17 protein-coding genes are annotated in these 19,511 nt (G+C 65.2%); 11 read left to right on the forward strand and 6 right to left on the reverse strand.

Going from position 1 to position 19,511, the window contains the following annotated elements; translation table 11 throughout:
- Positions 1-57: 57 nt before the first annotated feature.
- Positions 58-831: a gamma-glutamyl-gamma-aminobutyrate hydrolase family protein gene (locus tag EN780_RS09485; protein WP_127309655.1), complete on the reverse strand. Its 774-nt coding sequence runs from the start codon at positions 829-831 to the stop codon at positions 58-60.
- A 292-nt stretch (positions 832-1,123) separates the two neighbouring features.
- Here EN780_RS09485 and EN780_RS09490 point away from each other — a divergent pair, with 292 nt between their 5' ends.
- Positions 1,124-2,233, forward strand: coding sequence for a TRAP transporter substrate-binding protein (locus EN780_RS09490; protein WP_127287189.1), 1,110 nt, complete (start codon positions 1,124-1,126; stop codon positions 2,231-2,233).
- Between the two features lie 113 nt (positions 2,234-2,346).
- On the opposite strand, the gene EN780_RS09495 is transcribed toward EN780_RS09490, so the two are convergent.
- From EN780_RS09495 to EN780_RS09510, 4 genes are all read right to left on the reverse strand, one after another.
- Positions 2,347-3,369 (reverse strand): zinc-dependent alcohol dehydrogenase family protein, encoded by a 1,023-nt coding sequence (locus tag EN780_RS09495; protein WP_128273359.1) that lies wholly within the window; start codon positions 3,367-3,369, stop codon positions 2,347-2,349.
- Between the two features lie 19 nt (positions 3,370-3,388).
- Complete coding sequence (locus EN780_RS09500) at positions 3,389-5,182, reverse strand: TRAP transporter large permease subunit (protein ID WP_127282914.1); 1,794 nt, start codon at positions 5,180-5,182, stop codon at positions 3,389-3,391.
- Entirely contained in the window at positions 5,179-5,784 is a 606-nt protein-coding gene (locus EN780_RS09505) for a TRAP transporter small permease subunit (RefSeq protein WP_128273361.1), read from the reverse strand. The genes EN780_RS09500 and EN780_RS09505 overlap by 4 nt, the downstream gene beginning before the upstream one ends.
- A gap of 244 nt (positions 5,785-6,028) precedes the next feature.
- Positions 6,029-6,934 carry a branched-chain amino acid ABC transporter permease gene (locus tag EN780_RS09510; protein ID WP_128273370.1) on the reverse strand — a complete coding sequence of 302 codons (906 nt, stop codon included), beginning with the start codon at positions 6,932-6,934 and terminating at the stop codon, positions 6,029-6,031.
- Positions 6,935-7,087: 153 nt separating this feature from the next.
- Between EN780_RS09510 and EN780_RS09515 the strand changes: the two genes are divergently transcribed.
- The 10 genes from EN780_RS09515 (at position 7,088) to EN780_RS09560 (ending at position 19,127) form a co-directional block, all read left to right on the forward strand.
- Entirely contained in the window at positions 7,088-7,696 is a 609-nt protein-coding gene (locus tag EN780_RS09515) for a CGNR zinc finger domain-containing protein (RefSeq protein WP_127310633.1), read from the forward strand.
- Positions 7,689-8,219 carry a hypothetical protein gene (locus tag EN780_RS09520; protein WP_127310634.1) on the forward strand — a complete coding sequence of 177 codons (531 nt, stop codon included), beginning with the start codon at positions 7,689-7,691 and terminating at the stop codon, positions 8,217-8,219. Before EN780_RS09515 ends, EN780_RS09520 begins: the two co-directional genes overlap by 8 nt.
- Before the next feature lie 205 nt (positions 8,220-8,424).
- On the forward strand, positions 8,425-11,898 hold the full coding sequence (locus EN780_RS09525) for an indolepyruvate ferredoxin oxidoreductase family protein (protein ID WP_128273363.1): 3,474 nt from the start codon (positions 8,425-8,427) through the stop codon (positions 11,896-11,898).
- A 92-nt stretch (positions 11,899-11,990) separates the two neighbouring features.
- Positions 11,991-14,306, forward strand: coding sequence for an EAL domain-containing protein (locus EN780_RS09530; protein WP_127282908.1), 2,316 nt, complete (start codon positions 11,991-11,993; stop codon positions 14,304-14,306).
- Positions 14,307-14,473: 167 nt separating this feature from the next.
- Positions 14,474-15,229 carry a hypothetical protein gene (locus tag EN780_RS09535; RefSeq protein ID WP_245478321.1) on the forward strand — a complete coding sequence of 252 codons (756 nt, stop codon included), beginning with the start codon at positions 14,474-14,476 and terminating at the stop codon, positions 15,227-15,229.
- Between the two features lie 173 nt (positions 15,230-15,402).
- On the forward strand, positions 15,403-15,552 hold the full coding sequence (locus EN780_RS09540; protein ID WP_126057002.1) for a DUF3096 domain-containing protein: 150 nt from the start codon (positions 15,403-15,405) through the stop codon (positions 15,550-15,552).
- A 166-nt stretch (positions 15,553-15,718) separates the two neighbouring features.
- Positions 15,719-15,943: an aa3-type cytochrome c oxidase subunit IV gene (locus EN780_RS09545; RefSeq protein WP_126057003.1), complete on the forward strand. Its 225-nt coding sequence runs from the start codon at positions 15,719-15,721 to the stop codon at positions 15,941-15,943.
- Positions 15,944-16,028: 85 nt separating this feature from the next.
- Positions 16,029-17,309 carry a Re/Si-specific NAD(P)(+) transhydrogenase subunit alpha gene (locus tag EN780_RS09550; protein WP_128273365.1) on the forward strand — a complete coding sequence of 427 codons (1,281 nt, stop codon included), beginning with the start codon at positions 16,029-16,031 and terminating at the stop codon, positions 17,307-17,309.
- Positions 17,309-17,728, forward strand: a complete 420-nt coding sequence (locus tag EN780_RS09555; protein WP_127282905.1) for a proton-translocating transhydrogenase family protein — start codon at positions 17,309-17,311, stop codon at positions 17,726-17,728. The genes EN780_RS09550 and EN780_RS09555 overlap by 1 nt, the downstream gene beginning before the upstream one ends.
- A 1-nt stretch (position 17,729) precedes the next feature.
- Positions 17,730-19,127: an NAD(P)(+) transhydrogenase (Re/Si-specific) subunit beta gene (locus EN780_RS09560; RefSeq protein ID WP_127282904.1), complete on the forward strand. Its 1,398-nt coding sequence runs from the start codon at positions 17,730-17,732 to the stop codon at positions 19,125-19,127.
- A 111-nt stretch (positions 19,128-19,238) separates the two neighbouring features.
- Here the strand turns inward: EN780_RS09560 and EN780_RS09565 are convergent.
- The coding region (locus tag EN780_RS09565) for a MarR family transcriptional regulator (RefSeq protein WP_128273367.1) at positions 19,239-19,511 on the reverse strand (273 nt) is incomplete at its 5' end.

Genomic DNA, 19,511 nt, shown 5'->3' on the forward strand with positions numbered 1-19,511 from the left:
TCCTACGCGCCGGTCACGCCGCTTCTGGCGCTGAACCACGATTGAGGTTGGGCAGACCTACTCCGCCGCCGCGCGGACGCCGGCTTTCGCCGCCGCATGCAGGCGCACGGCATCGCCGAAGGCGCGGAAAATCCTGGCCGAGTTGTCGTCCGACTTGACCCAATATTCGGGATGCCACTGAACGCCGACCGCGAACGCGCGGGCGTCGCGAACCGACACCGCCTCGACCGTCCCGTCGGCGGCGAGCGCCTCGACCTGCAGTTTCGACCCGAGCCGGTCGATCCCCTGCCGATGCAGTGAATTGACCTTGATCTCGCCCGCGCCGAAGACGCCGGCGAGGCAGCTGCCCGGCTTGATCGAAATCGTCTGGTGGATGGCGAAGCGCTCATCCTGATTGTCGCTCACCGGCGCGCGGTGGTCGAGCGATCCCTCACGCTCCTGGATCTCGGTGCCCAGCGTTCCGCCCAGCGCCACGTTCAGCTCCTGGATGCCGCGGCAGATGGCGAGCAGCGGCACACCGCGCTCGATCGCCTTGCGGATCAGCGGCAGCGTGGTCGAATCGCGGGCCGGATCGTAGGGGCCGTTCCGCTCGCTGGCATCGCCGCCGTAGAGCGAGGGATGCACATTGGACTTCGAGCCGGTGACCATGACCCCGTCGACCGACGACAAGAGTTCGTCGAAGTCGAGCCGGTCGCCAAAAGACGGCACCAGCAGCGGAAACACGCCGGCGCCGACGAGCGCGGCTTCCAGATATTGCTGCGGGGCAGCATGCCAGGTGTAGTTGTCGAATTGGCGGACGTCGGTCGAGATGGCGACGAGCGGCTGCTGCATTTTGGATCCGGTTTCCGTTGAGAGCTAAGGAACTATTCTGCCTACAAAATAGGCGATCCCAAGGCGCTTTTCCATGACAAGTTTCGGCGCGTCGTATGGGCCACGCCACTGGCCGTTAGACTATAGTTGCAGGTTCTTGCCCAGGCCCGCGGATTTCCCGGCAATGCAGCTGCCAGGCGCCGCCGCCGCGCTGGACTCGACCTGTCGCCCGTGTATTGTCTCGCCCAGGCCGAGGCGGGGTATCGAGGATTCCCCTGAAAGTTGGTCTGTTGATCCAAAAGGGAGGAACTTCATGGATCGTCGTTCATTCATCCGCAAGGCCGGCGTGACCGGCGTCGGCGCCGCGGCGGCGGCGGCCACGCTTGCCGCTCCGGCAATCGCCCAATCCAATCCGAAGGTGACGTGGCGGCTGGCGTCGTCCTTCCCGAAGTCGCTCGACACGATCTATGGCGGCGCCGAAGTGTTCTCCAAGATGCTGTCGGAAGCGACCGACGGCAATTTCCAGGTCCAGGTGTTCGCCGCCGGCGAGCTGGTTCCCGGCCTGCAGGCAGCGGATGCGACCGCCGCCGGCACCGTCGAGGCCTGCCATACGGTTGCATACTACTACTGGGGCAAGGACCCGACATGGGCGCTGGGCGCGGCGGTGCCGTTCTCGCTCAACGCGCGCGGCATCAATGCCTGGCACTACCATGGCGGCGGCATCGACCTGTTCAACGAATTCCTCGCCACGCAGGGGCTTTTCGGCCTGCCGGGCGGCAATACCGGCGTGCAGATGGGCGGCTGGTTCCGCAAGCAGATCAACACCGTCGCCGACCTCTCCGGCCTGAAGATGCGCATCGGCGGCTTTGCCGGCAAGGTCGTGGCCAAGCTCGGCGTCGTGCCGCAGCAGATCGCCGGCGGCGACATCTACCCGGCGCTGGAGAAAGGCACCATCGACGCCGCGGAATGGGTCGGCCCCTATGACGACGAGAAGCTCGGCTTCTACAAGGTCGCGCCCTATTACTACTATCCCGGCTGGTGGGAAGGCGGCCCGACCGTCCACCTGATGTTCAACAAGGCCAAGTATGAAGAGCTGCCGGCGTCCTACAAATCGCTGGTGCGGACCGCGGCGCAGGCAACCGACGCCAACATGCTGCAGAAATACGACTTCCTCAATCCGGCGGCGGTGAAGCGGCTGGTGGCCGGCGGCGCCAAGCTGCAGCCGTTCAGCCAGGAGATCATGGCCGCCTGCTTCGAGAAGGCGAACGAGGTCTACGCCGAGATGGAAGCCTCGAACGCGCCGTTCAAGAAGATCTGGGAGTCGATCAAGGGCTTCCGCAAGGAGCACTATCTCTGGGCCCAGGTGGCCGAGTACAATTACGACACCTTCATGATGGTCCAGCAGCGCCAGGGCAAGCTGTAGGCTGGGATTTAGCCCCTTCTCCCCGTCACTATACGGGGAGAAGGTCCCGGCAAGGGGATGAGGGCGGCGCAGCGTTCGGCGATTGATCGCCCTGGGCTTTGCAGGCGCCTTGTTCAGCCTGGCACCACCAGCACCTTGACCTCGCCCGGCGCGGGCGGATTGGCGATCACCGCCGGCGCCTCCTCGAGCGATACCTGTCTCGATATCAGCCGGTCGACCTCGATCGCGCCCGAGGCGATGAGCCCGGCGGCGCGGCCGTGGGTGTAGGGGTTGAGGAAGGAGCCCAGAACCTTCAATTCGCGAAATAGCAGGTCGAAGGGCTCGAACGCCACCTGCATGCCTTGCGGCACGACGCCGACGATGACGACGGTGCCGCCGGCCTTCGCCAGCCGCAACGACTGCTCGACCGTATCGCGCACACCGGCGCATTCGAACACCACGTCGACACCGCCCGGCACCAGCCCGTCTGGTCCGGCAATGGCGTCGATGACGTCGCCGGCGCCTGGGTCGACTGAGGCCGTTGCGCCGAGCTCCTCGGCGAGCGCGCGGCGCGAGGCCTGGCGTGTCGACAGCACGATGGTATTCGCCCCGGAAAGCCTTGCCAATTGCACGGTGAGCAGGCCGATGACGCCGCCACCCAGCACGACGACCGAGCCGCCCGGCTTGATCGCGGCGAGGTCGACGCCGTGCAGGCAGCACGCCAACGGCTCGCAGAATGCGCCATGCGTCGGCTTGAGGCTCGCCGGCAGAAGGAAGGCCTGCTTCTGCGGCATCACGACATAATCGGCGAAGCCGCCGTCGCGATGAATGCCGATGGCATTGAGATTGCGGCAGAGGTTGACCCGCCCGGCATGGCAATGCAGGCATCGTCCGCAGGCGATGTTGGGATCGCCGGTGACGCGGTCGCCGACGGAGAAGCCGATCACCGACGACCCGACCGCCTCGACGATGCCCGAAAACTCATGCCCGGGCGTTACCGGCGGCTTGCAAGGAAACTCGCCGTGGAAGAGATGGCGATCGGTGCCGCAGACGCCGCAGGCCTCGATCCGCACCAGCAGATCGTCCGCACCGGCCGACGGCTTGTCGACCTCGCGCAGCGCTATGCTGCCGACAGCCTCGAGGCGAACCGCTTTCATAACTGTCGGGCCTCCCCCATCAATTGAAGTTCGGCGGCTGCGACAGATCGGGCGCCGGTGCCGCCGGCGTGGCGGGCGGCGTGTCGCCGAAGCTCGGTGGCTGGGACAGGTCGGTGGCCGGCGCTGCCGGTGCCGCCCCGCCAGAGGCCGGAGCGGCGGCGCCATCCGCCGGCGGCGTGCCGAGCGGCGACAGGCCCGGCATCTGCGGCAACTGGATGTCGATCGTGCCCGGATCAACCGCCGCGCCCTTGTAGTGCATCACCATCTGCGGGAAGGCGATGGTGAGTCCGATCATGATCACCTGGATGCAGACGAAGGGCACCGCGCCCCAATAGATCTGGCCGGTGGTGACCGGCGCGATCTGCTTGCCGGTGATGCGGTCGAGATAGGGCACGCGCGCGGCGACCGAGCGCAGGTAGAACAGCGCGAAGCCGAAGGGCGGATGCATGAAGGAGGTCTGCATGTTGACGCCGAGCAGCACACCGAACCAGATCAGGTCGATGCCGAGCTTGTCGGCGGCGGGCGCCAACAGCGGCACGATGATGAAGGCGAGCTCGAAGAAATCGAGGAAGAAGGCAAGCACGAAGACCAGCGCGTTGACGCCGATCAGGAAGCCGACCTCGCCGCCCGGCAGCGAGGTGAGCAGATGCTCGACCCAGAGGTGGCCGTTGACGCCGTAGAAGGTCAGCGAGAAGACGCGCGCGCCGATCAGGATGAACAGCACGAAGGAGGACAGCCTGGTCGTCGCGGTCAGCGCCTGCTTGATCACATCCAGCGACAGCCGCCCCTTTGCCGCCGCCATGATCAATGCGCCGACGGAGCCCATGGCGCCGCCCTCGGTCGGGGTGGCGATGCCAAGGAAGATGGTGCCGAGGACCAGGAAGATCAGCGCCAGCGGCGGGATCAGCACGATGATCACCTGCTGCGCCAGCCGGGACATCATGTTGATGTTCAGGCCCTTGTCGGCAATCGCCACGACATAGATCAGGATCACGCCGACGCAGGCGCCGAGAATGTCGGCATTGTCGCCATGCGCCGGCGCCAGATAGCGATAGGCGGCGTAGGACACAGCGACCGCAACCGCCAGCGCCACGATCAGCGACACCACGCCATGGCCGAGGGTGCGGGCTTCGAGCGGCAGGGCCGGCATCGATTTCGGCCGGACGATCGACATGATCAGGATGTAGAGCATGTAGATGCCGGTGAGCACGAGGCCGGGGATCAGCGCGCCGGCATACATGTCGCCGACGGAACGGCCGAGCTGGTCGGCGAGCACGATCAGCACCAGCGACGGCGGGATGATCTGGGCGAGCGTGCCCGACGCCGCGATGACGCCCGACGCCACACGGCGGTCATAGCCGTAGCGCAGCATGATCGGCAGCGAGATCAGGCCCATGGCGATGACGGACGCCGCCACGACACCGGTGGTCGCCGCAAGCAGCGCGCCGACGAAGATGACGGCATAGGCAAGGCCGCCGCGGATCGGCCCGAACAGCTGGCCGATCGTGTCGAGCAGGTCCTCGGCCATGCCGGATCGCTCCAGCACGATGCCCATGAAGGTAAAGAACGGGATCGCCAGCAGCGTGTCGTTCGACATCACCCGGCTGCCGTAGAAATTGTCGGGCAGCGCATGCAGCAGGGGCCAGGCCAGGTTTATCGAGCCGCCCGAATAGGGCGACAGCAGGACGCCGATAGAAAAGAACAAAAGGCCGTTGGCGGCGAGCGAGAAGGCGACGGGGTAGCCGATCAAAAGGAAGATGATCAGCGAGGCGAACATGATCGGCGCCATGTTCTGGGCGATGAACTCGATCATGGACGCACCTCGCCGGCGAGCGCCTTGGCTTCTTCGGCGAGTGCTTTCGCCTCGAGTTCGGCCTGCTCATGCGCCGATATGAACGGATTGGGATCGTCCATGTCGCCGCGCATGATGGCGATCTTCTTGATGATCTCGGAGAGGCCCTGCAGCGCCAGCAGGAAGAAGCCGACAAGCAGGATCGCCTTCGCCGGCCAGACGATCAGCCCGCCGGCATTGGTCGACATTTCGCCACTGCGGAAGGACAGCGACACATAGGGCACGAAATAGATCACCATCAGGGTGACGAACGGCATCAGGAACAGCATGTGGCCGAGCAGGTCGATCCAGTGCTGTACCCGACGCGAGAACATGCCGTAGACGATGTCGATGCGGATATGGTCGTTCTGCTTCAGCGTATAGGCGGCGGCCAGCATGAAGGCGGCGCCGAACAGATACCATTGCAATTCAAGCCACGCGTTCGACGATATGTCGAAGACCTTGCGGATGATCGCGTTGCCGGCGCTGACCAGGATCGCCAGCAGGATCAGCCACGACACCCATCTGCCGATGAACTCGTTCACACGGTCGATCGTTCTGGATAGAGCGAGCAGCCCTGCCATGCATTTCCTCCCTCCGCGCATCGGCCCGAAAATCGGTTTCGATTTCCGGAAATCGCGATGCGCAATTCAAAATGTCGGAGGCGCGCCGGCTCCCCTTATTTTCCGACGTGCCGCAGTGGCCCAACGGTATGCCGTGCGTGGCACGGCGGGTCAACACGGCAGAGGGGCGGTCAACATGGTTGTGAGACGGGGACGCCGGCAAACCGCCGGCTAGCGGGGCACGATGCAACCAAAGTCTGATAGGTCAGGCGATTTTCTGCTGGTCGCGGCCGGCGCCGATCAGCACCAGCATGGCGACGAGGAACAGATACATCCAGGCATCGCGCCATTCGAGCGGAAAATAGCCGGCCCACAGCGATTCGGCCATGCCGAAGGCGGCGGCACCGAGCGCGGCGCGCGGCGGCGAGAGATAGCCGCCGACCGCCGTCACGAACAGCACCTTCAACCCGTAGACCAGGCCGGTGCCGAAGCTGATGTTGCCGTAGTAGATGCCGGCCAGCACGCCGGCGAGCGCGGCGCAGAAGCCGCCGAGCAGAACCGCCTGGCGGAAGACCGAGCGCACGTCGACGCCGCACATCGCCGCCGCCCTGGGATCGTCAGAGACGGCGCGCCAGGAGCGTCCGAACCGGGAGCGGGCGAACGCCCAGGCGGCAAGCGCGATGGCCGCCAGCACGGCGGCGCAGTCGAGCAGCTGGATCAGCGTCAGCGTCGCCTTGAAGCCGTCGTGCTCGGCGAAGACGACCGGCACGGCCAGCATCGGCGGCAGCCACAGGTCGTGCGTGTCGGCGGCGATGCGGCTTGACTCCGAAAGCACCAGCAATACGCCCAGCGTCGTCACCACGATGGCGTTGGGCGAGCGGTCAGCCAGCGGCTCGAAGACGTTGCGCGACAGGACGCGGCTGATCAGCGCCGCATAGAGGAAGGCCGCAAGCACGCCGAGCGCGACAGAGGCATAGAGCGTCAGCCAAAGCGCCTGGTAGCCGAAGGCGGCGGCAAGAATCATTGCGTGGCCGCAGAAAGCGAAGACCGCGCCATAGGCGAGGTTGGTGCGGTGCAGGATGCCGTTGGTCAGTACATAGCCGAAGGCGAGAAGCGCATAGAGCGCGCCCGAATGCAGCCCGTTCAGAACCTGCTGGAAGAAATAGAGCATGCGCAGACCTCGGAGCATGTCGCCCAAAAGTGCCTAGCGGTTTTGGGGCAACGACATGCTCGAAACAGGGGCAGCGGCAACTCGCAACCCTGCGCGGAAGGTTGCATTCGGAATCTAACTTGTCAAACGCGATTTATCGGTTAGATTTCTGTCATGACGGTATCCTGGACCCCGCACCGCTTCACCGGCGGCATTCTCGCGCTCGACACCGCGAACACCGTCGTGCTGCGCAACGACCCGGAGAAGACCTTCGACCGTTTCGACAATCCGGCCGAGATCGCCCGTTTCGCCGAGGCGGCGAGCGGCTTCCGCGCCAGCGAGCTCGGCGGTCGCAAGCTGGAAGCGCCGGCGCCCGCGGCGATCGCACCGGTGGTGTTGTCGATCCGCGAGACCACCGACCGCCTGTTCCGCAACGCGGTGGCAAAGGGCGCGATCGCCACCGGCGACCTGCCCGATTTCCTGGCAGCCTGCGCCGACGGACTGGCGCAAAGCCGCACCGAAATCGGCGCTTCGGGGCAGCCGTTCGGCGACCCGGCGACACCGATGGCCTTCGAGTCGGCGCTGGCCGTCTCGGCGCTGTCGCTGCTGCGCGAGGAGACGGTCGCGCGGCTCAGAATCTGTCCCAACTGCAGCTGGCTGTTCGTCGACCGCAGCCGCAATTCCAGTCGCCTCTGGTGCGACATGGCGGTGTGCGGCAACCGGCAAAAGGCAAACCGTTATTACCGCCGCCGCACGGCGGCCAGGGAGGCTACCGATGTCTAGGAAAAATTCGCGCTCGATCGTTCTCGGCGCCGCTCTGCTGACGGTGGCAGTGCTTGGCGCCTGCCGCGATTCCGGCAAGGAGCAGCTGTTCGCCATTTCCGGCAAGCTGTTCGAGTTCAATTACCGGCTGGGCATCGCCACCTATGTCGTCACCCTCAACCCGCTGCGGCCGATGGGAGAAGGCCAGGTTGCCGTGGTCAGCTTCCAGAACCCGGCCGGGGGAGATCCGATCATCGTCAACCAGAAGATCTGGCCCAAGCTGCCGCATATAACGCTGACCAGTCCGCCGCTCACCTGCGTGGTCAAGGACAAGCCCTATTCGATCTCGATCCGCATCGAAGACGCCAATGGCACGCTGCTGCAGAGCTTCGAGACGACGCTGACCTCGTCGATGGATCAGTCGGTGCTGCCGGACCGTCCGCTGGTGGTCGGGCCGGTCTACGAGCTCAACAAGGACATGATCGGCCATGTCGACGGCAAGCTGCCGGGCGAGCCCAAGCCCGATTGCTCGAAGGCCGCCTGAGGTTCAGGGGCCGGAATTTTCGTGCTCGGCTGAACCGCCCCCGGTGCCGTTGCATGCGTCAACCGCCGCCGATTTGACCGTTTGTTGCGCGTCGTCTGGCACCTGCGATTTCGTTTGACCTCTCCGGCAAGGGGAGAAAGACTGCGGCGTCCCACTCCGACGTAGGCCGCGCGATTCCGTGCGCCCTCCGCGAAGGAAATGCCTGATGACGCTGCATGACGTCGCGCTCGACGACAAGTTCGACCTTGGCAAGGAGCGCATCTTCCTTTCCGGCGCGCAGGCCGTCATCCGCATGCTTCTGATGCAGCGCGAGCGCGATCGCCGCGCGGGGTTGAACACCGCCGGCTTCGTCTCCGGCTATCGCGGCTCGCCGCTCGGCGGCCTCGACATGCAGCTGTGGAAGGCCAAGAAGCAGCTGGCGCAGTCCGACATCGTCTTCCAGCCCGGCCTCAACGAAGAGCTTGCCGCCACCGCCTGCTGGGGCACGCAGCAGGCCGAATTGCTGGGCGAAGGCACGCATGACGGCGTCTTTTCGGTCTGGTACGGCAAGGGGCCGGGCGTCGATCGCTCCGGCGACGTGTTCCGGCACGCCAACCTCGCCGGCTCGTCGAAGCATGGCGGCGTGCTTGCCCTGATGGGCGACGACCACATGGCTGAATCGTCGACCAACGCGCACGCCACCGAATTCCTGTTCGTCGACACGATGGTGCCGATCCTCAACCCGGCCGGAGTCCAGGAGATCATCGACTACGGGCTCTACGGCTTCGCCATGTCGCGCTTCGCCGGCACCTGGGCGGCGATCAAATGCGTCAAGGACAACATCGAATCGACGGCCTCCGTCGACGCCTCGCTGGAGCGGCTGAACATCGTGGTGCCGCCGTTCGACATGCCGCCCGGCGGCCTCAACATCCGCCACGAGATCGATATGCTCGGCCAGGAGGAGCGGCTGCATGAGTACAAGCGCAACGCGGCCTCCGCCTTCATCCACGCCAACGGGCTGAACCGCATCATCTATTCCGGCGGCCGCAATCCGAAGCTCGGCGTCATCACCATCGGCAAGAGCTATCTCGACGTACGCCAGGCGCTGGAGGATATCGGCATCGACGAGGCGGCGGCCAACCGCATCGGCATCCGGCTGTTCAAGGTCGGCTGCCCGTGGCCGCTCGACCTGCAGCATGTCGCCGACTTCGCCCTCGGCCTCGACACCATCGTCGTCGTCGAGGAGAAGCGCTCGCTGATCGAGGTGCAACTGCACGAAAGCCTCTACGGCACCGCCAGCCAGCCGGCGATCGTCGGCAAGAAGGACGAGCGCGGCGACTGGCTGTTCCCGGCCAAGGGCGCGCTCGATCCGAACGAGATCGCGATCGCGCTCGGCGAGCGGATCCTGCGCACCATCGGCCCGTCGCAAGAGATCGCGGCGCGGGTGGCGAAACTGCGCCAGTTCCAGGCCATGCTCGCCGATACAGTCGACATCGGCTCGCGTACGCCCTTCTTCTGCTCCGGCTGCCCGCACAATTCCTCGACCAAGGTGCCGGACGGGTCGCTGGCCGCCGCCGGCATCGGCTGCCATTTCATGGCTCTGTGGATGGACAGGAACACCGTCGGCTTCACCGCGATGGGTGGCGAAGGCGCGCAGTGGGTCGGCCAGGCGCCATTCTCGAAACGCGACCACATCTTCCAGAATCTCGGCGACGGCACCTACAATCACTCCGGCGCGCTGGCGATCCGCTTCGCGCTGTCGAGCGATGCCAACATCACCTACAAGATCCTCTACAACGACGCTGTGGCCATGACCGGCGGCCAGCCGCATGAGGGCGGGCTGACCGTCGACATGATCGCCAGGCAGGTGCGGGCCGAAGGGGTCGAGCGCATCGCCATCGTCACCGACGAGCCGGACAAATACGCGGGGAAGGCCGACTTCCCGGCAGGCGCGACCATCCATCACCGCGATGACCTCGACCTCGTCCAGCGCGAATTGCGCGGGGTCAAGGGCATCTCCGTGCTTCTCTACGACCAGACCTGCGCCGCCGAGAAGCGCCGCCGCCGCAAGCGCGGGACCTTCCCCGACCCCGACAAACGCATCTTCATCAACGAGCTGGTGTGCGAGGGCTGCGGCGATTGCGGGGTGCAATCCAACTGCGTCTCGATCCAGCCGGTCGAGACCGAATTCGGCCGCAAGCGACGCATCGACCAGTCGAGCTGCAACAAGGATTTCTCCTGCGTCAACGGCTTCTGCCCGTCTTTCGTCACCGTGCACGGCGCCAAGATCAGGAAGGCCGAGGGCATCGCCGGCAGGACCGACCCGCTCCATGGCGTGCCCACCCCGGCCGAGTTCCCCCTCGGCGCGCAGGGATGGGCCGGGATCATCGACGGCGTCGGCGGCACCGGCGTCGTCACCATCGGCGCCGTGCTCGGCATGGCGGCGCATCTCGAGGACAAGGGCTGCGGCATGATCGACATGGCCGGCCTCGCCCAGAAGGGCGGCTCGGTGTTCACCCATGTGCGCATCGCACGCACGCCGGACGAGATCCACGCCATCCGCGTTTCGGCGGGGAAGGCCGACCTGGTGCTCGGCTGCGACCTGGTCGTGTCGGGCGCGCAGAAGGTGCTGGCGGCGGTGCGCGAGGGCCATACGATCTTCCTCGCCAACACCGCCGAGATCATGCCCGGCGAATTCACCCGCTCCGCCGACTTCTCGCTGCCGGTCGAGCGGCTGAAAAAGGCGATCCGGACTGCCGCAGGCGACGGCAAGGCGCATTTCTTCGACGCCACCCGCACCGCCACCCAATTGTTCGGCAACTCGCTCGGCGCCAACATGTTCATGCTCGGCTTCGCCTTCCAGCATGGCGGGCTGCCGCTGTCGGCCGAGGCGGTCGAGAAGGCCATCGAGCTCAATGGCGAGGCAGTGGCGATGAACGTCGCCGCGTTCCGCTGGGGCCGCCGCGCCGCGCATGAGCCGGATTTCGTGCGCGGCCTGGTCAGCCAGCCGGGCAAGGCGGCCGCCGCGCCCGCCGAGACGCTGGACGAGATCATCGCCCGCCGCGTCGCCTTCCTCACCGCCTATCAGAACGCAGCCTACGGCAAGCGCTATGCCCAAAGGCTCGCCGCGCTGCGCCAGGCCGAGGGCAAGGCGGCGCCTGGCTCGACGGTGGTGACCGAGGCCGCCGCCCGGAACCTGTTCAAGCTGATGGCGATCAAGGACGAATACGAGGTGGCGCGCCTCTATACCGACGGCACCTTCGCCGCCGAGCTGTCGAAACAGTTCCAGAGCTACGACAAGCTCGAATTCCATCTGGCGCCGCCGATGCTGGGCCGGCGCGGCAATGACGGCCGCCCGAGGAAATCGAATTTCGGCCCCTGGATGATGAAGGGGTTTCGCCTGCTTGCGGCGCTGAAAGGCTTACGCGGCACGGCTTTCGACATCTTCGGCCACAGCGCGGAAAGGCGCATGGAGCGGCAGCTCCTGGCACAGTACGAGGCCGACCTGGAGTTGATCGCCGGCGCGCTGGCGCCTGGCAGAATCGAGGCGGCCACCGCGCTTGCCTCGGTGCCGGCGCTGATCCGCGGCTACGGCCACGTCAGGCAGGCGAGCGCCGAAAAGGCCGTCGGCGAGCGTTCGAGGCTGCTGGAGCGCCTGGCGAAAGCGCCGGCAAGGTCGGAACTGCAGGCCGCCGAGTGACCCCAAAAGCGCCCGGAAACCAGGCGTTTCAGCCCAGGCTAAAGATTTTTTAATGGGACTATGGCAAGGCTGGGGCTCAATGGGCGCCAGTAATGGGCAGAACAAAAACCGATAACATCCCTGTGGATGTTTATATCCAGTTTGTGCGCTCGTTGTTCGACAACGCGCACATGCTGGTCATCGGCGCGAGCTGCCACGCCGTCGTCAGCCTCATGGTCTACTGGCGCAACGGCCAGCCGGTTTTCCTGGCGCTCGCCGGCGCGTTGCTCGGCGTCGGCGTCTGGCGCTACTTCAGCCTGCGGCGCTTCCATCGCTCGGGCGGCGAGATTCGCGACGCCGCCGATGCAACGAAATGGGAGCGCGAGTACATCCTGAAGGGTAGCCTGCAAGGGCTGCTGCTGGGGATTTTTTGCTTCATATCCATCTATGTCTACTCGGATTCCTATGCCGAGATCGGCGCGTTGTCGGTAACGCTGGCCTCCCTGGTGACCGTCGTTGGCCGAAATTACGGCTCGCCGCGCATGGTCATGATCTTCGCAGTGACCTTCGTCGGGCCTATTGCTGCCGCCCTCATTCTCAGGGTCGATATCCCCTATGTCGTGCTCGGCCTGCTGATCATCCCGTTCATGTTCATCATCAAGGGCAGTGCCGACCACGTCCGCAATGTGCTGTTCTCGGCCGTCGTCGGGCATAAGCAGGCAAGGCAGCTCGCGCAGCGCTTCAACCGCGCCCTCAACACCATGTCGCATGGCCTGGTCATGCTTGGCCCGGACGGCAAGGTGGTGGTCGGCAATGCCGAGGCCGCCCATCTGATGTCGCTGAAATCGCCGGAGCAACTGCTCGGGCGGTCGATCCATTCGCTGCTGATGCGCGGCGTTGCCGGCGGCATGCTGGCGCCGAAGGACTGCCGCTATGTCGAGGCGCAGCTGACGCGCGCGCTGCGCGAGGGGCGCGACCGCAAGGTGCTGGTGTCCTTCTCCAACGGCCAGCACTTCGAATTCTCGGCGCGCGAAGGCAGCCAGGACCTTGGCGTCATCACCTTCGAGGACGTCACCGCGCGTGTCGAGGCGGAGGAAAAGATCCGCTTCATGGCGCGCTACGACAACCTCACCGGCCTGCCCAATCGCGCCTATTTCCATGAGCTCGTCGGGGAACTGATGGCCTCTGGCGACCGGGATCGCCTGTGTGGCCTATCGGTGGTCGACCTCGACGATTTCAAGAGCGTCAACGACACGCTCGGCCATCCCGTCGGCGACGGCCTGATCTACGCCGTGGCGGAACGGCTGGCAGCCGTTGCCGGGCAAGGCATCACCGTCAGCCGCTTCGGCGGCGACGAGTTCATGATCTTCTTCGATCGCATCGAGGACGAGAGCCATCTGACCGGCCTGCTCGACCAGATCTTCGCCGACCTGCAGGGTGAAGTCGACGTCGCCGGTCACGGGCTGCGCATCCAGGCCAGCGCGGGCGCCGTGCTGTCCAAGGTCGCGGACACCGACGTCGATGCCATGATCGTCAAGGCCGACCTTGCGCTCTACAAGGCCAAGGAGCTCGGCAAGAACAACTGGCGGCTGTTCGAGGCGTCGATGGACGCCGCCTTCCGCAACCGCCAGCTGATGAAGGCTGACCTGCGCAGCGCCGTGGAAAGCAAGGGCCTGCGCGTTGTCTATCAGCCGATCGTGTCGATGCACACGATGCGCATCGCCAGCTGCGAGGCGCTCTGCCGTTGGGATCATCCCGATCTCGGGCCGATTTCGCCGAGCATCTTCATCCCGCTGGCCGAGGAGATGGGCATCATCTCCGAGATCAGCACCTTCGTGTTGCAGGCGGCCTGCGCCGAGTGCGCCAAATGGCCGGACCAGACCAGCGTCTCGGTCAATCTGTCCGCCAAGGATTTCCGCAACCACGACGTCATCCAGAAGGTCCGTGACGCGCTGGCCGCTTCAGGGCTCGCGGCGGGCCGCCTGGAGATCGAGGTCACCGAAACCGCGCTGCTCGACGACAAGTCGCTGACGCGGCAGTACATCGAGGAGCTGAAGCAACTCGGCGTGCGCATCGCCCTCGACGACTTCGGCACCGGCTATTCGAGCCTGAGCTATCTGCACAAGCTGCCGCTCGACAAGATCAAGATCGATCGCTCGTTCCTGATGGACGTCACCCAGAACCCGCGCTCGCTCGACCTCCTGAAGGGCGTCGTCGATCTGACCCGGATCCTCGGTCTCACCGTCACCGTCGAAGGCGTTGAAACCTTCGAACAGCTCAAGATCCTGCTGCATTCGGTCAAGCCGGACCTGGTCCAGGGCTTCCTCTTCGGAGCCGCGCTGAGCGCGTCGGGCATCGAGACCATGTCCAACGTGACCTGGCCTTTCGCCGCTGAGTTGCGGCCGGCCGCGAAGCTCGCCGCCACCTGAAATATCCCCCGAAACGCCCCGAAGCCGCGCATCCTTTGGGTTTAACCATTTGTTAACGTTAATTTAGGGTAAACTCAAAAGCTCGGAATTTCGCTTCTGGTTCTTTCGCCTGTTCGCTATGGTCCTCTTGCGGCGGCACGAGGATTTACAAAGTGGAAGCTCAGTTGGTGGGTACGCCTCTGGCGGCGGCTAAAGCCAGGGGTCAGCAGCGTCCCTCGGTGTTTTCAGATCACATCATGGAAGTTCTGGAGCACATCGAGTATCGCCTTTGCGACGGCGCCGAAGACCTCGAGGCAATCTATCGGCTTCGCTACAATTCCTACCTTCACGCCGGCATGGTGAAGCCCGATGCTTCCCGCATGGTGAAGGACAGCTTCGACGACCTTCCCAATTGCTATCGCTTCGGCGTGTTCTTCGACGGCTCGCTGGTCAGCACCATCAGAATTCACCATGCCAACGCGAAGCATCCAGTTTCGCCCAGCACCGATGTCTTCGGCGACGTGCTGGCGCGGCGCCTGGCGGCCGGCGAGACCTTCGTCGATCCGAGCCGGTTCGCCGCCGATCTCGAATGGTCGAGCAGCCTGCGGGTGCTGCCCTATGTGACGCTGAGGCTCGCGGTGGTCGCCTGCAGCCATTTCAAGCCGACCTATTGCCTGACGGCGATCAAGGAAGAGCATTCCGCCTTCTATCATCGCATCTTCCGATCCGAGCAGGCGGTGCCGCCGCGGAACTATCCCGGCCTGACCGTTCCCGTGCATCTGTTCCAGTCGAAGTGCTCCGAGAACATGCAGGCGACGCTGGATCGCTTCCCGTTCTTCAACTCCACGACGTTCGAACAGCGCATGCTTTTCCAACGCCCCAAGCGGGGCGAGTTGGCGCCGCTGACCATCCTGCCGACCGCCAAGTATTTCGAGGCGGCCTGACTCCCGCGGCTTTTTTTGCGCCTGTCGCCGTGCCGAAACCCGCGACATTTTCTTCGGCGACATGCGTCGGCTGGAGCCTTCCGGGCGCGCCGGCGTTGTAAGTGGCGACAGCCACCACCTGCAGATTGTATCGCCACGGATTGGCGATCACCGCTTTTGGAAAGGACCCCGACATGACCATTTCCGCGCTTACGCTGACCCCGTTGATCTCGCTGATCGCCGGCGTGCTGATCCTGGTCATGCCCAGGCTGTTGAACTACATCGTCGCGCTCTATCTGATCATCGCCGGCTTGCTCGGACTGTTCCCGCATCTCGCCGGCTGAAGGTCTGAAGGCCGTCATCGCCCCTTCACGGCCAGCGGGCCGGTCGGGGTCGCGGTCTTCAACTTTCCTTTGAGGCTGTTGTGCCGGGCGATGCGGCAATAGCGCCATTGCTCTGCGTCCAGCTTTTCGCTATGTGCCTCCAAGATGTCTTCGAAGGGGTATTCCTATGGCTGATCACACGCCGACCGGTCCTGTCGAACTGGGCGCGAAGATGGACTATGCCGAGCATGACCGCACCTATGCGGGCTTCCTGGCGCTGGCCAAATACGGTTCGCTCTTTTGCCTCGCCGTGATGATTTCGATGGCTTTCGGCTTCTTCGTGGGCGGCTTCTTCTCGGCGGTCATCCTCTGGGCCGTGATCCTGGCCGCCGGCTTCTTCATTCTCCGGTAGACTTTCCAAACCCTTTGCCTCGGACGTCGCCGGAGGCCCCGGCCGGCGTCCCGCGCAGACAGGTTCCAGCCGAAAGGATCATGCGGTGGGGCAGACGGTTTTCATCCCTCGTGAGCTTGATGCGAACGAGCAGCGCGTTGCTGCCTCGCCGGACACGGTGAAGCGACTGGCCGGCCTCGGCTTCGAGGTGGTGGTCGAAAAAGGCGCGGGCACCGGCTCGCGCATCCCCGACGAGGAATTCGCCAAGGCGGGCGCCGCGATCGGCAAGGCCGCCGATGCCTCGAAGGCCGATGTGGTGCTCAAGGTGCGCCGACCGACCGACGCCGAGCTCAAGGGCTACAAGCAGGGCGCCGCCGTCATCGCCATCATGGATCCCTACGGCAACGATGCGGCCGTCGCCGCCATGGCCAAGGCCGGCATCACCGCTTTCTCGATGGAGTTCATGCCGCGCATCACCCGCGCGCAGGTGATGGATGTGCTGTCCTCGCAGGCCAATCTCGCCGGCTACCAGGCGGTGATCGATGCGGCCGCCGAATATGACCGGGCGCTGCCGATGATGATGACGGCGGCCGGAACCGTGCCGGCGGCCAAGGCCTTCATCATGGGCGTCGGCGTCGCCGGCCTGCAGGCGATCGCCACCGCGCGCCGGCTTGGCGCCGTCGTCACCGCCACCGACGTGCGTCCGGCGGTGAAGGAACAGGTGCAGTCGCTCGGCGCGAAATTCCTGGCGGTCGAGGACGAAGAGTTCAAGGCGGCCGAGACGGCGGGCGGCTATGCCAAGGAAATGTCGAAGGAATACCAGGCCAAGCAGGCGGCGCTGACCGCCGAGCATATCGCCAAGCAGGACATCGTCATCACCACGGCGCTGATCCCCGGCCGTCCGGCGCCGAAGCTGGTCTCGGCGGCGATGGTCGCCTCGATGAAGCCGGGCTCGGTGATCGTCGACCTCGCCGTCGAGCGCGGCGGCAATGTCGAGGGCGCGCAAGCCGGCAAGGTCGTGACGACCGCGAACGGCGTCAAGATCGTCGGCCATCTCAACGTGCCGGGCCGCGTCGCGGCGTCGGCCTCGCTGCTCTACGCCAAGAACCTGTTCGCCTTCCTCGAGACGCTTGTCGACAAGGAGAACAAGACGCTTGCCATCAAGCGCGACGACGAACTGGTCAAGGCGACCATGCTGACCGACGCAGGCCAGGTGGTGCACCCCAATTTCGCCAAGGCCGACCAGCAGCCGCGCGTTGAACCGGCGGCTGTGCCCGCCACGACCCTGGTCGCTGAGGCTTCCGAGAAGAAAACGGCGCCCAAAAAGACCGCAGACAAGAAAACCGCTACGAGCAAGTCCGCTGCCAAGCCGAAGGGGATCGCGTGATGGACGCCTTGCAGAAAGCCCTCGACCAGCTCGACCAGGCAACCGCCGCCGTCAGGCTCGCCGTGCAGGACCTGGCCACAGCACCCGGCGCCGAGGCGGCGGGTGATGCAGCCCATGCACTCTCCGGCGGCGCCATCGACCCCTTCGTCTTCCGCTTCGCAATCTTCGTGCTGGCGATTTTCGTCGGCTACTATGTCGTCTGGTCGGTCACGCCGGCGCTGCACACGCCGCTGATGGCCGTCACCAACGCCATCTCGTCGGTCATCGTCGTCGGCGCGCTGCTTGCCGTCGGCATCTCGGCCTCCGGCCTTGCCACCGGCTTCGGCTTCGTCGCGCTGATGCTGGTGTCCGTCAACATCTTCGGCGGCTTCCTCGTCACCCAGCGCATGCTGGCGATGTACAAGAAGAAGGACAAGTGACGTGAACGCCAACTTCGCTTCCTTCCTGTATCTGGTCTCCGGCATCCTGTTCATCCTGGCGCTGCGCGGCCTGTCGCACCCGACCACCAGCCGGCAGGGCAACCTCTACGGCATGATCGGCATGGGCATCGCCATTGCCACCACCCTGGCACTGGCCATTCCATCGGCCGGCGGCTTCGGCCTGATCGTGCTCGGTCTTGCCATCGGCGGTGGCGTCGGCGCGGTCACCGCGCGGCGCATCGCCATGACCTCGATGCCGCAGCTGGTCGCCGCCTTTCACTCGCTGGTCGGCCTTGCCGCCGTGATGGTGGCGGCCGCCGCGATCTACGCGCCGGAAAGCTTCGGCATCGGCACGGCGGGCGACATCCATGCCCAGGCGCTGATCGAGATGAGCCTTGGCGTCGCCATCGGCGCCATCACCTTCACCGGCTCGGTCATCGCCTTCCTCAAGCTCGACGGCCGCATGTCCGGCAAGCCGATCATGATCGGCGGCCGCCACTTCATCAACGCGGCGCTCGGAATCGCGCTGGTGGTGCTGATCGTGCTTCTGGTGACCACCGAAGCCAAGCTGGTGTTCTGGCTGATCGTCGCCGCGTCGCTGGTGCTCGGCGTGCTGCTCATCATCCCGATCGGCGGCGCCGACATGCCGGTCGTGGTGTCGATGCTGAATTCCTATTCGGGCTGGGCCGCCGCGGCGCTCGGCTTCACGCTCGGCAACCTGGCGCTGATCATTACTGGCGCGCTGGTCGGCTCGTCGGGCGCGATCCTGTCCTACATCATGTGCAAGGGCATGAACCGCTCCTTCATCTCGGTCATCCTCGGCGGCTTCGGCGGCGAGACGGCGGCAGCTGCCGACGACGGCATCGAGCGCACCGTCAAGCAGGGCTCGGCCGACGACGCCGCCTATCTGATGATGAACGCGCAGAAGGTCATCATCGTGCCCGGCTACGGCATGGCGGTGGCGCAGGCGCAGCATGCGCTGCGCGAGATGGCCGACAAGCTCAAGGCCAACGGCGTCGAGGTCAAGTACGCCATCCATCCGGTTGCCGGCCGCATGCCCGGCCACATGAACGTTCTGCTCGCCGAGGCCAACGTGCCCTATGACGAGGTGTTCGAGCTCGAGGACATCAACTCCGAATTCGCGCAGGCCGACGTCGCCTATGTCATCGGCGCCAACGACGTCACCAACCCGTCCGCGCGCGACGACAAGTCCTCGCCCATCTACGGCATGCCGATCCTCGACGTCGACAAGGCCCGCACCTGCCTGTTCGTCAAGCGCTCGCTCGGCTCCGGCTATGCCGGCATCGACAACACGCTGTTCTACAAGGACGGCACCATGATGCTGCTCGGCGACGCCAAGAAAATGACCGAGGAAATCGTCAAGGCGTTTGATCACTGATCAAGCCGCAACCTTCTATAGGAAGGTTGTCGGCCCGGACGGATCTCAGGACCCGGAAAAAAGCCCGGCTTCGCGCCGGGCTTTTTCGTATCCAGGAACCGCCGCTGCCGGTTAGGCCAGCTTGGCCAGCAGGCGCATGAAGGTGGCGGCTTCCTTGGCCGATAGCGGCGCCAGCGTCTCCTCGGTGATGGCGCGGGCAAGCGGGATCAGCCGCTCGATCGCCTCGCGGCCCTGCGCCGTCAAATTGACCAGCAGGCGGCGCTTGTCGACCTCGTGCTTGGAAAGCTCGACCAGGCCGCGCGCCTTCAGCCGGTCGATGACGCCCTTCACGGTGGCGGCATCCATCGCGATCAGCGTGCCGAGCTGGTTCTGCGAGGTCTCGCC

The sequence above is a fragment of the Mesorhizobium sp. M4B.F.Ca.ET.089.01.1.1 genome (genome assembly GCF_004022605.1).
GTDB classification, from domain to species: Bacteria; Pseudomonadota; Alphaproteobacteria; order Rhizobiales; family Rhizobiaceae; genus Mesorhizobium; species Mesorhizobium abyssinicae.

Bases quoted from the DNA above. Each gene is read 5' to 3' on its own strand.
- EN780_RS09485 (WP_127309655.1), bottom strand. From the start codon at position 831: ATGCAGCAGCCGCTCGTCGCCATCTCGACCGACGTCCGCCAATTCGAC.
- EN780_RS09490 (WP_127287189.1), top strand. From the start codon at position 1,124: ATGGATCGTCGTTCATTCATCCGCAAGGCCGGCGTGACCGGCGTCGGC.
- EN780_RS09495 (WP_128273359.1), bottom strand. From the start codon at position 3,369: ATGAAAGCGGTTCGCCTCGAGGCTGTCGGCAGCATAGCGCTGCGCGAG.
- EN780_RS09500 (WP_127282914.1), bottom strand. From the start codon at position 5,182: ATGATCGAGTTCATCGCCCAGAACATGGCGCCGATCATGTTCGCCTCG.
- EN780_RS09505 (WP_128273361.1), bottom strand. From the start codon at position 5,784: ATGGCAGGGCTGCTCGCTCTATCCAGAACGATCGACCGTGTGAACGAG.
- EN780_RS09510 (WP_128273370.1), bottom strand. From the start codon at position 6,934: ATGCTCTATTTCTTCCAGCAGGTTCTGAACGGGCTGCATTCGGGCGCG.
- EN780_RS09515 (WP_127310633.1), top strand. From the start codon at position 7,088: ATGACGGTATCCTGGACCCCGCACCGCTTCACCGGCGGCATTCTCGCG.
- EN780_RS09520 (WP_127310634.1), top strand. From the start codon at position 7,689: ATGTCTAGGAAAAATTCGCGCTCGATCGTTCTCGGCGCCGCTCTGCTG.
- EN780_RS09525 (WP_128273363.1), top strand. From the start codon at position 8,425: ATGACGCTGCATGACGTCGCGCTCGACGACAAGTTCGACCTTGGCAAG.
- EN780_RS09530 (WP_127282908.1), top strand. From the start codon at position 11,991: ATGGGCAGAACAAAAACCGATAACATCCCTGTGGATGTTTATATCCAG.
- EN780_RS09540 (WP_126057002.1), top strand. From the start codon at position 15,403: ATGACCATTTCCGCGCTTACGCTGACCCCGTTGATCTCGCTGATCGCC.
- EN780_RS09545 (WP_126057003.1), top strand. From the start codon at position 15,719: ATGGCTGATCACACGCCGACCGGTCCTGTCGAACTGGGCGCGAAGATG.
- EN780_RS09555 (WP_127282905.1), top strand. From the start codon at position 17,309: ATGGACGCCTTGCAGAAAGCCCTCGACCAGCTCGACCAGGCAACCGCC.